10 protein-coding genes are annotated in these 12,691 nt (G+C 70.7%); 6 read left to right on the top strand and 4 right to left on the bottom strand.

Translation table 11 applies throughout. The annotated features are described in order from the left end of the window. Positions 1 to 4 precede the first annotated feature (4 nt). Genes ACT4N7_RS03020 through ACT4N7_RS03010 form a run of 3 tightly spaced genes read left to right on the top strand, consistent with a single transcriptional unit; the run spans position 5 to position 5,012 of the window. Positions 5 to 2,773 carry a lantibiotic dehydratase gene (locus ACT4N7_RS03020; RefSeq protein WP_444826998.1) on the top strand — a complete coding sequence of 923 codons (2,769 nt, stop codon included), beginning with the start codon at positions 5 to 7 and terminating at the stop codon, positions 2,771 to 2,773. Next, positions 2,773 to 3,789, top strand: coding sequence for a thiopeptide-type bacteriocin biosynthesis protein (locus ACT4N7_RS03015; RefSeq protein WP_444826997.1), 1,017 nt, complete (start codon positions 2,773 to 2,775; stop codon positions 3,787 to 3,789). Before ACT4N7_RS03020 ends, ACT4N7_RS03015 begins: the two co-directional genes overlap by 1 nt. After that, entirely contained in the window at positions 3,786 to 5,012 is a 1,227-nt protein-coding gene (locus ACT4N7_RS03010; protein WP_444826996.1) for a M50 family metallopeptidase, read from the top strand. Before ACT4N7_RS03015 ends, ACT4N7_RS03010 begins: the two co-directional genes overlap by 4 nt. A gap of 70 nt (positions 5,013 to 5,082) precedes the next feature. Here the strand turns inward: ACT4N7_RS03010 and ACT4N7_RS03005 are convergent, their stop codons facing one another. Next, positions 5,083 to 5,784, bottom strand: coding sequence for an IclR family transcriptional regulator (locus tag ACT4N7_RS03005; RefSeq protein WP_444826995.1), 702 nt, complete (start codon positions 5,782 to 5,784; stop codon positions 5,083 to 5,085). Positions 5,785 to 5,848: 64 nt separating this feature from the next. On the opposite strand from ACT4N7_RS03005, the gene leuC reads away from it, so the two are divergent. From leuC to ACT4N7_RS02990, 3 genes are all read left to right on the top strand, one after another. Further along, on the top strand, positions 5,849 to 7,261 hold the full coding sequence (gene leuC / locus ACT4N7_RS03000; RefSeq protein ID WP_444826994.1) for a 3-isopropylmalate dehydratase large subunit: 1,413 nt from the start codon (positions 5,849 to 5,851) through the stop codon (positions 7,259 to 7,261). A 14-nt stretch (positions 7,262 to 7,275) separates the two neighbouring features. Further along, the gene (gene leuD / locus ACT4N7_RS02995; protein ID WP_444826993.1) at positions 7,276 to 7,878 is read left to right on the top strand and encodes a 3-isopropylmalate dehydratase small subunit; all 603 of its coding nucleotides are present in this window, start codon (positions 7,276 to 7,278) and stop codon (positions 7,876 to 7,878) included. 249 nt (positions 7,879 to 8,127) lie between these two features. Next, positions 8,128 to 8,811 (top strand): HU family DNA-binding protein, encoded by a 684-nt coding sequence (locus ACT4N7_RS02990; RefSeq protein WP_444826992.1) that lies wholly within the window; start codon positions 8,128 to 8,130, stop codon positions 8,809 to 8,811. Between the two features lie 99 nt (positions 8,812 to 8,910). Here ACT4N7_RS02990 and ACT4N7_RS02985 read toward each other — a convergent pair whose 3' ends face one another. From ACT4N7_RS02985 to cofC, 3 genes are all read right to left on the bottom strand, one after another. Continuing rightward, entirely contained in the window at positions 8,911 to 9,789 is an 879-nt protein-coding gene (locus ACT4N7_RS02985; protein ID WP_444826991.1) for an NUDIX hydrolase, read from the bottom strand. Between the two features lie 5 nt (positions 9,790 to 9,794). Continuing rightward, a complete protein-coding gene (locus ACT4N7_RS02980) occupies positions 9,795 to 11,993 on the bottom strand; it encodes an RNA degradosome polyphosphate kinase (protein WP_444826990.1) in 2,199 nt (732 codons plus the stop codon). A 66-nt stretch (positions 11,994 to 12,059) separates the two neighbouring features. Next, positions 12,060 to 12,686, bottom strand: coding sequence for a 2-phospho-L-lactate guanylyltransferase (gene cofC / locus ACT4N7_RS02975; RefSeq protein ID WP_444827049.1), 627 nt, complete (start codon positions 12,684 to 12,686; stop codon positions 12,060 to 12,062). Positions 12,687 to 12,691: the final 5 nt, after the last annotated feature.

Genomic DNA, 12,691 nt, shown 5'->3' with positions numbered 1-12,691 from the left:
ACGTATGACCGTCATCGACGAACAGCGGGTCGACCCGGGCACGGACGGCTGGCTGACGGCGCCGTTCTTCATGCTCAGAACGGCGGGCATGCCCATCGACGCCGCCGACGAACTGGCCTTCACCGACAGCGCCCGGTGGACGAGGCTGGTGCTGGACATCGAGCGCGGGCTGACCGACACCGGGCGGATCCTCGCCTGCCTGCTGGGCGAGGCGGTCGCGCGCCACCTTGACGACGACCGACTGCGCAAGCGGTTGATCAACCTGCGGCGGGACGTGTTCGCCCTGCGTCGGCCGCGCGGGGCGGACGCCGTCGTCGAGTCCGGGGCCCTCGACCGGGACACGCTTGCGAAACTGGGCGCGTGGCTCGCCGATTTCGGCGCCTGGCAGCGGGAACTGGCGGCCGGGCCGGACACGTTCGCGGCCGAGCTGCTCGCCCGCCGCGCCCGGCTGCGGGAACTGGCGCGCACGCCCGACCTGCGCAACGGGATTCTGCTGTCGTCGCCGACGCTGGACACCTACCTGCCGACCTACCTGGACGCGCCCGCGGGCAGGCTGGGCAAGCGGGCGCGCCGGATCGAGCGGTCGCTGACGGAGTACCTGCTGCGCACGGCGGGCAAGACCAGCCCGTTCAGCACCTTCACCACGGTGAACCTCGGGTCCTATGTGGATGGTCTGGGGGTGCCGCTGGCCGTCGAGTTCGGCGGCACCGGCAAGCGCAGCAGGACCAGGCTGAACATGGCGGTGCTCGCTCGACTGTCCACAATGGCGGCGGCCGACGAGTCGATCAGGTGGCAGCTCCCGGTGCGGGCCACTGCGGGTTGGCAGACGCACCACGACCGGATCCGCTATCTGCGCAGGCAGCGGACCGTCGATGACGACCCCGACGCCGCGGTCACCATGGAGCCGGTGCACGAGACGCTGTTCTACCTGCCGACTGGGCCGCTGCTCACCGACACCCTCGACCTGCTCGGCGAGCGCGGGGAGCTGCGCATGGCCGAGTTGGCCGAACTGCTGTACGCGCGGGACGGTGCGGGCCGGACCCGCGAGGCCGTCGCCGCGTATCTCGGCCACCTGCTGCGCCTCGGCCTGCTCGTGGTGCCGCAACTGCAGTTGGACATCCACCGGCCGGACCCGTTCGCCAGGTACCGTGAGTGCCTGCGCGAACTCGACCGGCCGTGGTCGCACTCGCTGGCGAGCGGGTTGGCCGAGGTGGCGGACCGGGTCGACGCCTATCCGGCCGCGACCACGGACGGCCGCCGCGCGCTGCTCGGCGAGATCGCCACCGCGCTGGCCGAGTTGCACGGCGAACTGGGGCACGGGCAGGTCGCCGTGCCGCGGACCGTGCTGTACGAGGATGCCACCGAGCGGACCGCCACGGTGGTCGGCGACCGGGACCTGTGGGAGCGTCGGCTGCTGCCGGGGCTGCGCGATCTCGGCCGGATCCTGCCGATGTTCGACCTGAACCTCGGCAGGCGGCTGGTCACCAAGGGATTCTTCGTCGCCCGCAACGGCTCCGGCGGTCACTGCGCCGACTTCCTGAGCTTCGCCCACGAGTTCCAGCGGGACTTCTTCGAGCACTACACCGGCAGGCTCATGCGCAGGCGGGCGTTCGACAAGGACAACAGGTACGTCCGCCAGGAGAACTGGTTCAAGCAGCCCGAGATCGCCGCGCTGGACGAGGCGCGGGAGCACACCGCGGCGCTGATGAACCAGCGGTACGCGCGGCTGCCCGCCGGGGCCACCGAGCTGGCGCTCGACGAGTCCTTTGTGGATACCGTGGCCGACCTGATGCCGGACTCGCTCGGCTCGCTGCGGCCGCTGTCGTTCTTCCTCCAGGTCGCCGACGACGGGGTGCGCGAGCCGCTCGTGGTGATCAACCGGATCTACAGTGGACTGACCCTGCTGTTCTCCCGGTTCGCGCATCTGTTCGAGGACGAGGAACACGCGTCCATGGTCGCCGGGCTGCGCGAGACGCTGCGCCGCCTGCGGCCCGACGGCGCGGTGTTCGCCGAACTCAAGGGCGGGTACGACAGCACCAACCTCAACCTGCACCCGCGGGTCACCGACTACGAGCTGGTGTGCCCCGGCGAGCTGAGCACCCGGCCGCCGGACGAGCAGGTGCCGGTGGAAGACCTCTACATCGAGCACGACGAGCGCGCGGACCGGCTGGTGCTTCGGTCGCGGCGGCTCGGCGTGGAGATCATCCCGGTGTACCTGGGTTTCCTCATGCCGATGGCACTGCCCGAGGTCCAGCAGGTGCTGCTCAACTTCTCCTACACGTCCATGGCGCAGTTCGACCTCTGGAGCGGCACCGACGTGTCGCTGCCCGGCAAGACCATCGCCTGTTATCCGCGGATCACCTACCGGAATGTGGTGCTGCAGCGGCGAATGTGGAAGGTGCACCCGGACTACCTGCCGCGCCCGGTCGCGGGCCAGGGGGAGGAGCGGTGGTTCCTCGACTGGGCCCGGTGGCGCGAGGCGAACGGGGTGCCGCGGCACGTGTTCGTCACCGCGGACGCGGCGAGCCGTTCGTCTGCTGTGGACGGTGACGCTGGCGCGGGTGACGCGCCGCCGGAGCACAAGCCGCTGTACGTGGACTTCGACAACTACTTCGCGCTGGTGCTGCTGGACGCGATGGCGCGCGGCGCCGACTCGCGGCTGGTGATGACCGAGATGACGCCCGACCACAGCGAGCTGTGGTTGCGCCGCGACGGCAAGCGGTACGTGACCGAACTGACCGTCGAACTCGACCACGTCCGCAGGGAGTCGTGATGACCCGCACCGCGCCCGAGGTTCGGCAGTGGATCTCCGTGCACGTGTTCTATGCCAGCAACGCCAACCCGATGCTGGTCGACTGCGTGCGGCCGCTCGTCGCCGGGCTGCGCGAGCGGGGGCTGATCACCCGCTTCTTCTTCATCACCTACTGGCTGGAGGGTCCGCACGTCCGAATCCGGCTGCTGCCCGCGCCGGACGCGGACCCCGACGTGATCCGCGCCGAACTGGAGGCCGCGCTGGCCGGGTTCCTGCGCCGCCGCCCGGCCCTGTACGACGCCGACCGGGCGGGCATGGATGTGTTGTACCGCAGGCTGTACGTGGCCGAGTACGGCGAGCAGAGCTGGGCAGCCACCTACGGCGACGCGGGCATGCCGTTCCGGGCGAACAACAGCTTCGACTACCTCCCCTACGAACCGGAGTACGACCGGTACGGCGGCCCGGCCGGACTGGAGGTGTCGGAGTGGCACTTCGAGAAGTCCAGCGACATCGTGCTCCGGCTGCTCGGCACCACGAACGTGCACGTGCGAACCGTACTGCTCGGCCAGTCCGTCCAGCTCGCGGCCGTGCTGTGCTTCGAGTTCCTCCGCACCGCCGACCGGGTCGCGCGTTTCCTGACCGACTACCGGACGTTCTGGGAGACCAACTTCCAGGAGGACAGCCCGAAGCGCTACGAGGTCTTCGACGCCAGCTACGCGCGGATGGCGCCGCGGCTGACCGCCCGGGTGGCCGAGATCCGGGATCGGGTGGCGGGCCGGGACGCCGAACTCACCGCGCTGGAAACGGAATGGCTGAACCACGTGCGTGACCTGCGCGCCAGGACCACGGTGCTCGCCGAGCGGGGCGAGCTGGTCTTCGCCCGCGGGCCGGTGTCCGATGTGGACTCGGCGCTGGCCATTCTGCTGAGTTCGTATCTGCACATGACCAACAACCGGCTCGGCGTCACCATCGCCGACGAGGTGTACCTGTCCTACATCCTCCGCAAGGCCGTGCTCGATTCGGCAGTGCGGGCGTGACCGACGCCCGGACGGCGGCGCGCCCGACCCTCCGTCCAGAGGTGATCTTCGGGCCTGCCCAGCGGCGCGATGACGCGCTCGTCCACCACGTGAAGGACCGGCGGACGAACCGGGTGTACCGGCTCGGCGAGAAAGAGTTCTTCGTCGTGTCCCGAATGGACGGACGGCACACCGCCGCCGACATCGAGCACGCCTATGCCGATCACTACGGGCGCATGCTCGGCCCGCAGAGCTGGCGGCAGATCTTCACCATGCTGGGCGCGCGGCAGCTCATGGCGGGGGAGGTGGATGAGCAGGAGTTGGCTCGCCTCCGGCAGGAGGGGGACACCGCGAGCAGGCGGAGTTCTCTGTTGCAGCGCCGGTTCGTGCTGGTGAACCCGGACCGGTGGCTGTCGGTACTGGCGAGACGACTGTCCTGGCTGTTCTCGCCGTTCTTCGTGCTGCCCGGCGCCGCGCTGGCGGTCGCCCTGGTGGTCCTGGTCGCCGTGCGCGCCGAGGACATGGTCGCCGACTTCGCCACGGGCGGGCGGTGGGCGGCGCTGCCGCTGTCGTTCCCGGTGACCTGGCTGGTGATCGCCCTGCACGAGTGCGCGCATGGCCTGGCCTGCAAGCACTTCGGCGGCACCGTGCGCGAGATCGGCTTGCTGTGGCGGTTTCCGATCTTCGCGCCGTTCTGCAACACCGAGGACACCAGGTTCTTCCCACGCCGCCGCGAGCGGGTCTACACCGCGTTCGCGGGCGTGTTCACCAGCCTGCTGGCGATGGTGCCCTTCGCGCTGTGGTGGCTGTCGGCCGAACCGGACAGCTGGTGGCGCGGCGCGGCGGCGTCCATCGTTCTGTTCGGCACCGCCGGGGCGCTGATGAACCTCATCCCGTTCCTGCAGATGGACGGCTACCACATGATCAACCACGCGCTCGGCATGGATGACCTGCGGCGGCAGAGTTACCGGTACTGGGCATGGCTTGTCGTCCACCGCAGACGCGGGCAGTCCAGGTCCTACCGCGCCGCCGACCACGCCGCGTACGTCGGCTACGGCGTGGCCACCGCGGTCTTCCTCGCCGCGCTGGCCTGGTTCCTGGTCGGCCTGTGGTACGTCACGCTCACCTCGTGGGTGGGACCGGCCGCCGCCGCGGCGATCCTCACCGCGGAAGTGGGTCTCGCCGCGGCTTTCGTCGCCTACGCCCGAGTCCGGTCCGCCCGCGCCGAGCGCTCGACCGGCTGAACCGCCTGCCCGGACTGGTCGACCTCGCCCCGCCGCCGCTGATCGCCCCGGCGGACACCCGTGCCGCCCCCTACAACCGGTTCTGCAGGGCATCGGCCGCCGCCAGCAGGTCCGCCGCCCACCGTGCCCCCGGTCGCCTCCCCATCCGATCAATGGGCCCGGACACCGACACCGCCGCGACCACCGCCCCGGACGCGTCCCGCACCGGCGCCGACACGCTCGCCACTCCCGGTTCCCGCTCCGCCACACTCTGCGCCCACCCGCGCCGCCGGACTTCCAGCAGGGCGCGCTCCCCGTACACCGCGTCCACCAGCAGACTCCGCTGTGTCGCCGGATCGGCCCACGCCGCGAGCACCTTCGCGCCGGAACCGGCCGTCATCGGCAGGCGCGCGCCGACCGGGACGGTGTCGCGCAGGCCGCTGGGCGGCTCCGCGGAGCACACACAGATCCGGTGTAGACCGTCGCGGCGGTAGAGCTGCACGCTCTCGCCGGTGCGGTCGCGAAGCCGCGGCAGCACGGCGGTCGCGGCGTCGAGCAGCGGGTCGGTCGCCCCTCCCGCCAGTTCGCCGAGCGCCGCGCCAGGCCGCCACCTGCCGTCGGTTCCCCTGCGCAGCAGACGATGCACCTCCAGGCCGACCGCCAACCGGTGGGCCGTGGCCCGAGGCAGTCCGGTCTTGGTACACAGCTCCGCCAGCCCACAGGGCTCCTTGGCCACGGCCTGCAGTACGGCCATTGCCTTGTCCAGAACACCGATGCCGCTATGCTGTCCCACGTCTCGATACTACTTTCCCGTCATGTGGGAAGTCCAGTCCGTGGGAAGCTGATGGTGATGAGCGATGGCTCAGACGCTCGCCGAGAAGGTGTGGGAGCAGCATGTGGTGCGGCGCGGCAGCGGCGCCGAACCTGATTTGCTCTACATCGACCTGCACCTGGTGCACGAGGTGACCAGTCCGCAGGCGTTCGACGGTCTTCGGTCGGGTGGCAGGCCGGTGCGCAGGCCCGACCTGACGATAGCGACCGAGGACCACAACGTTCCGACAATTGGGATCGATCTCCCAATCGCGGACCCGGTGTCGCGCACTCAGGTGGACACGCTTCGCCGCAACTGCGCGGAATTCGGTGTCCGGCTGCACCCGATGGGTGACATCGAACAGGGCATCGTGCACGTCGTCGGCCCGCAGCTCGGGCTCACGCAGCCCGGCATGACGGTCGTCTGCGGCGACAGCCACACCTCCACGCACGGCGCGTTCGGCGCGCTGGCCTTCGGTATCGGCACCTCCGAGGTCGAGCACGTGCTCGCCACCCAGACGCTGCCGCTGCGTCCCTTCAAGACCATGGCCGTCACCGTCGATGGCGAACTTCGCCCAGGGGTCACCGCGAAGGACGTCATCCTCGCCGTCATCGCCCGCATCGGCACCGGCGGCGGGCAGGGCTACGTGCTGGAGTACCGCGGCCCGGCTATCGCGACACTGTCGATGGAAGCCCGGATGACGGTGTGCAACATGTCGATCGAGGCGGGCGCGCGGGCCGGGATGATCGCCCCCGACGAGACGACTTTCGCCTATCTGAAGGGCCGTCCACACGCGCCGTCTGGAGTGGACTGGGACGACGCCGTCGCCGCGTGGCGCGAACTGCGCACCGACGACGACGCCGAGTTCGACGCCGAGGTGGTCATCGACGCCGCCGCGCTCACCCCGTTCGTCACGTGGGGCACCAATCCCGGCCAGGGACTGCCGCTGTCGGCGAGCATCCCCGACCCGGAGCAGATCGCCGACGAGAACGAGCGGGTGGCGGCCGAGCGGGCACTGTCGTACATGGACCTCGCGCCGGGCACGCGGCTGCGCGACATCAGCGTCGACACCGTGTTCCTGGGCTCCTGCACCAACGGCCGGATCGAGGACCTGCGCGCCGCCGCGGATGTGCTGCGCGGCAGGCAGGTGGCCGACGGCTTGCGAATGCTGGTGGTGCCCGGCTCGATGCGGGTCCGCGCGCAGGCCGAATCCGAGGGTCTGGACCAGGTGTTCCTCGCCGCGGGCGCGGAATGGCGGCAGGCGGGCTGCTCGATGTGCCTTGGCATGAACCCCGACCAACTCGCCGCGGGCGAGCGCAGTGCGTCCACATCGAACCGAAACTTCGAGGGCAGGCAGGGCAAGGGCGGCCGCACGCACCTGGTGTCCCCGCTGGTGGCCGCCGCGACCGCGGTGCGCGGCACGCTGTCCTCGCCTGAAGACCTGCTCGCGACGACCTGAGGGACTGACAACCGATGCAGCCGTTCACCACGCATACCGGAGTAGGCGTACCCCTGCGCAGGTCCAACGTGGACACCGACCAGATCATTCCCGCGGTCTACCTGAAGCGGGTCAGCCGCACCGGGTTCGAGGACGGGCTGTTCGCGGCCTGGCGCGCCGACGAGCAATTCGTGCTCAACCAGGAGCCGTACCGATCGGGCAGTGTGCTGGTCGCGGGCCCCGACTTCGGCACCGGATCCTCGCGGGAGCACGCGGTCTGGGCGTTGTCGGACTACGGATTCCGGGTCGTCGTCGCCGCCCGGTTCGCCGACATCTTCCGGGGCAACGCCGGAAAACAGGGCCTGGTGGCCGCCGAGTGCGCGCAGTCCGACGTCGAGCTGCTGTGGAAGTTGCTCGAAGCCGAGCCGGGAACCGAGGTCACCGTGGACCTTCGGGAGAAGACCGTCCGGGCAAAGGACTTCACCGCCCCGTTCCTCGTCGACGACTACACCCGCTGGCGGCTGCTCGAAGGGCTCGACGACATTGCCCTGACCCTGCGCCACGAGACCGCCGTCACCGAGTTCGAGCAGGCCAGGCCCAAGTGGAAGCCGGTGACCACACCCGTGCCGACGGCCTGATGGGCGGGCCGGAATCCCTTCTCGTAAGGGGTTCCGGCGCCCGCCGCGGCACCGGAAAATCGACCTCGCCGGAGCCGCGCGACGACCGAATGTCCCGATTCGACCCCCGCCAAAGGGCCGAACATCGCACGATGCAAGGAAAAATCGGGCGCGTCGCGTGGAAATTACGCGCCTATAGGCATACGGTGGCGAGAAGTCGGCCTGTTTCGGCCGTAAACGGCAGTGTGGTCTCTTACGGAGGACTGAAGGGTGAACAAGGCCCAACTCATCGAGGCGTTGTCCGAGCGCCTTGGCGACAAGAAGGCCGCAGGCGCTGCGGTCGACGGTCTCGTCGACGTGATCGTTCGTACGGTCAACAAGGGCGAGAAGGTCAACATCACCGGCTTCGGCGTGTTCGAGAAGCGCGCCCGTGCTGCCCGTACCGCGCGCAACCCGCGTACCGGCGAGACGGTGAAAGTCAAGAAGACCAACGTTCCCGCGTTCCGCGCGGGCACGATGTTCAAGGAGGTCGTGAGCGGGGCGAAGAAGCTGCCCAAGGTGGCGGCGGCGCGTCCGGCGGCAGCCGCGGCACGCGGCACCGCGGCGACCACCACGCGCGCGGCGGCGGGCACCACGACCCGCGCCGCGGCGACGCGCAGCACCACCACGCGCACCCGCGCGGCGGCAGCCAAGCCGGCGGCCGCGGCGCCGAAGGCCACACCCCGGGCTGCGGCAGCGACGCCCGCCGCGGCGGCGACGACGACCGCGGACAAGGCCACCACCGCCACGCCGACGGCGGCCAAGCCCGCCGCGGCGACGGCGACGGCGGCCAAGAAGGCCACCCCGGCGGCCAAGCCCGCGGCGAAGAAGGCGACGACGGCCACGCAGAGCAGCACGCCCAAGGCGACCGCCAAGGCCACGCCAGCCAAGAAGGTGAGCGCGGCCAAGAAGTAGCAGCAAGAGCACATCGCGAGAGCCCCGCACGCTTCTCCCGTGCGGGGCTCTCGCGTGCGTGCTTCGGCGGTGTGGGCGCGTCGGACTGCCGCGGTGATCTCAGCCCGGGCGGTCGATGTAGTGCGCCGCCACGAGTCCGGGGCCGAAGGACAGCACCCACACGCTGCCCTTGCGGCTGCGGACCTCGCCCAGCTCCACTCTGGACTCCGCGGCCAGTTCCGTGACCACATCCGGGATCACGCCGCCCTGGCTGCACACCACCGGTGTCCCGCCCGCCGCGGCGATGGCCAGCAACCGGGCGGTCGCGGCGGCCGGATTCCTGCGGTGGCCGGACTCCGACAGTTCGGGCTCGGTCCGTACCGGCACGCCGAGCGACGCCGCCAGCGGGCGCACCGTGGCCTGGCAGCGCAGTTTCGGCGCCGAGTACACCCGGTCCGGCCCGAACAGCGGCAGCAGCCGCGTCAGGGCACTCACCTGGCCGCGTCCGGTCACCGACAGCGGGCGCTCGTCGTCCGCGCCGGTCCACAGGTCCTTCTTGCCCGCGTGGCCGTGCCGGACCAGCAGCACGGTGACGGTGTCGGCCGGGACGGCGCCGAACGCCGCGAGCACACGGCGGTCGTCCTGGTAGCTCAGCAGTTTCCCGGCCCGCTTGGGCGTCAGCCAGCGCAGTTCGTCCACTTCGTCGTTCGGGGTGAACGAGCCCGCCGCGGCCCGCGCGGCGAAGTAGTCGACCATTTTCACCGCGCCCGGCACCGGATAGGTGTTGCGCACCAGGAAACGGCCGAGGACGGCGGTGAAACCGGTCTCCTCGGCGATTTCCCGCACCGCGGCGGCGTGGATCGTCTCGCCCGGGTCGAGCTTTCCCTTGGGCAGGCTCCAGTCGTCGTAGCGGGGCCGGTGGACGACGGCGACCTCGATCGCGCCCGCCGAGTCGGTCCGCCACAACACCGCGCCCGCGGCTGCGATCGTGGTCGACACCGGCGTCACCCTAGTGCGCGTTGGCGCGCGATCAACTCGGCCTGGTGGTCGCGCACCGAGGTTCCGTTCGAGGGGGACGGTTCCCAGTCGCCCTTGGCGGAGAGCACCCAGCACCGGGTGGCTGAGTCCAGACAGGACTCGAAGACGGCGTCGAGCTGCGCGGTGAGCCGGGGATCGGTCACCCGCACCTGCACCTCGACGCGGCGGTCGAGGTTGCGGTGCATCATGTCCGCGCTGCCGATCCAGTGTTCGTCTGCCCCCTGGAAGTGGAAGATCCGCGAGTGCTCCAGGAACCGGCCGAGGATCGACCGCACCCGGATGTTGTCGCTGAGCCCCTCGATTCCCGGCTTCAGCGCGCAGATCCCGCGGACGACGATGTCGATCGACACCCCGGCCTGCGAAGCGCGGTAGAGCGAGTCGATCACCTGTTCGTCCACAAGGGAGTTCATCTTGATCCGCACCCCGGCCGGGCGGCCCGCGCGAAGGTGCTCGACCTCCTGCTCGATGCGCTCGACGATCCCGCGCCGCACCCCGTAGGGCGCCACCAGCAAGCTGCGGTACTCGTCCTGGCGGGCGTAGCCGGTCAGCACGTTGAACAGGTCGGTGAGGTCCGCGCCGATCGACGGTTCCGCGGTGAGCAGGCCGACGTCCTCGTAGAGCCGCGCGGTCTTCGGGTTGTAGTTGCCGGTGCCGATGTGGCAGTAGCGCCGGATCGTGGCGCCCTCCTGGCGGACCACGAGCGCGATCTTGCAGTGCGTCTTGAGGCCCACCAACCCGTAGACGACGTGCACGCCCGCCTTTTCCAGTGCCCGCGCCCATTTGATGTTGGCCTGCTCGTCGAAGCGCGCCTTCAGCTCGACCAGCGCCACCACCTGCTTGCCCGCCTCGGCCGCGTCGATGAGCGCGTCCACGATCGGGGAGTCACCCGAGGTGCGGTACAGGGTCTGCTTGATCGCCAGCACATGCGGGTCGCTCGCGGCCTGCTCGACGAAGCGCTGCACGCTGGTGGAGAACGAGTCGTACGGGTGGTGCACCAGGACATCGCCGTCGCGCAGGGTGGCGAACACGCTCTTGGGCGTCTCCCGCTCGGCGAACGCCGGGTGCGTGGCGGGCACGAACGGCGGGTCCTTGAGTTCCTTGCGGTCCACGCCGTAGAGCTGCCACAGGCACGAGAGGTCGAGCAGGCCCTGCACCACGACGACGTCGTTGGGGTGCACCTCCAACTCGCGCAACAACAGTTCGAGCATGTGCTCGCTCATGTCGTCGGCGATCTCCAGGCGCACCGACGGGCCGAACCGGCGCTGCGCCAGCTCCCGTTCCAGTGCCTGCAGCAGATCCTCGTCGCGGTCCTCCTCGACCTCCAGGTCGGCGTTGCGGGTGACCCGGAAGACGTTCACCTCGATGATGTCCATGCCCGCGAACAACGTGTTGAGGTGCGCCGCGATGAGTTCCTCCAGCGGCAGGAAGATCGCGACCTGCTCGTCGGCGCTGCGGTCGATCGCCACCAGCCGCGGCACGTTGTCCGGCACCTTGACCCTGGCGAAGCGCTCGACGCCGCCCTGCGGGTCGCGCACGGTCACCGCGAGGTTCAGCGACAGCCCCGAGATATAGGGGAACGGGTGGGCGGTGTCGACCGCGAGCGGGGTGAGCACGGGGAAGACCTGCTCGCGGAAGTACACCGACAGCCGCTCCCGCTCGTCGTCGGTGACCTCGGTCCAGGTCGCGATCCGAATGCCGCGCTCGGCCAGCTCGGGGCGCACCCGTTCGGCGAACGCGCGGGAGTGCTGCTCGACCAGTTCCTGGTTGCGCTTGGCGATGTAGCCCAACTGCTCGCGCGGGGTGAGGCCGTCCGCGCTGCGCACCGACAGGCCGGTCTCGTTGCGCCGCTTGAGGCCCGCGACGCGCACCATGTAGAACTCGTCCAGGTTCCCGGCGAAGATGGCCAGGAACTTGGCCCGCTCCAGCAGCGGCTGCGAGGAGTCCTCGACCAGCGCGAGCACCCGCGCGTTGAAGTCCAACCAGGACAGTTCGCGGTTGAGGTAGCGGTCGTCGGGCAGGTCGGTGTCGGTGACCGCCGGGGTCACCGCGGGCGGCGCGGAGGGCACACCGCGCGGTTCGGCGGGCTCGATGGCGGTGACGGCAGGCAGTGCGGCGGTCACCGTGGCCGGGTTCTTGGCGTTGTCCTTTGTCCTGTCCTTGCTCACAAGGTCCCATTGTCCGGCAAGGACGTCCGCGCGGTGCACTCCGGTTGCGAACAGCGGAGTGAATTCTCACCGCGCCCCACAGGCGACCTGAGCCGCCCGGGTGGTGCGCGGACCGAGACCCAGCTCGCGGGCGGCGGCCAGATCGGCGTCGGTGTCCACGTCGCGGCGCAGCGTGGCGAGGTCGGCACCGACCCGCACGGCGTCCGCCGCGTGCGCCGCGGCCGACCCGACCCCGAAGCGCGGGGCGAGCGGGCCGCCCGGCGCGGACAGCAGCAGCGTGGTCCCCGTGCCGGGCCGGTCCGGCACGAACGCGCGGCGGCCGTCCGCCTCGGTCAGTGCCGCGGCCAACTCCGCCGGACGCAGGGCGGGCAGGTCGGCCTGCAGCGCGCCGACGACCGAGTGCGGATCGCCCGCCCGCAGCAGGTCCGCGCCGAAGACCAGCGCCGCGTTGAGCCCCGGCAGGCCGCGTTCGTCGACGCACTCGGCGCCCGTGTCGCGCAGGGCCTCGATCACCCGGGCGTCCTCGCACACCACGAGCAGCCTGCGCACGCCGGGCGCGGCCAGCGCGGCGGTGACGGTGTCGAGCACTACGGCCAGCACCAGCGCGCGATGCCCGACGCGCCCGCCCGGCACGGCGCCACGCAGCCGCGACTTCGCCCGGTCGAGCTGCTTCACCGGCACCACGAGGTCCACCACAC

The organism is Actinokineospora sp. (assembly GCF_052390155.1).
Lineage (GTDB): Bacteria > Actinomycetota > Actinomycetes > Mycobacteriales > Pseudonocardiaceae > Actinokineospora.
Note: the sequence above shows the minus strand (reverse complement) of the source record. Positions and strands in the feature narration are given on the sequence as shown.

What these genes read in the sequence shown, in the direction of transcription:
- ACT4N7_RS03020 (WP_444826998.1), top strand. Translation starts at nt 5, where the DNA reads ATGACCGTCATCGACGAACAGCGGGTCGACCCGGGCACGGACGGCTGG.
- ACT4N7_RS03015 (WP_444826997.1), top strand. Translation starts at nt 2,773, where the DNA reads ATGACCCGCACCGCGCCCGAGGTTCGGCAGTGGATCTCCGTGCACGTG.
- leuC (WP_444826994.1), top strand. Translation starts at nt 5,849, where the DNA reads ATGGCTCAGACGCTCGCCGAGAAGGTGTGGGAGCAGCATGTGGTGCGG.
- leuD (WP_444826993.1), top strand. Translation starts at nt 7,276, where the DNA reads ATGCAGCCGTTCACCACGCATACCGGAGTAGGCGTACCCCTGCGCAGG.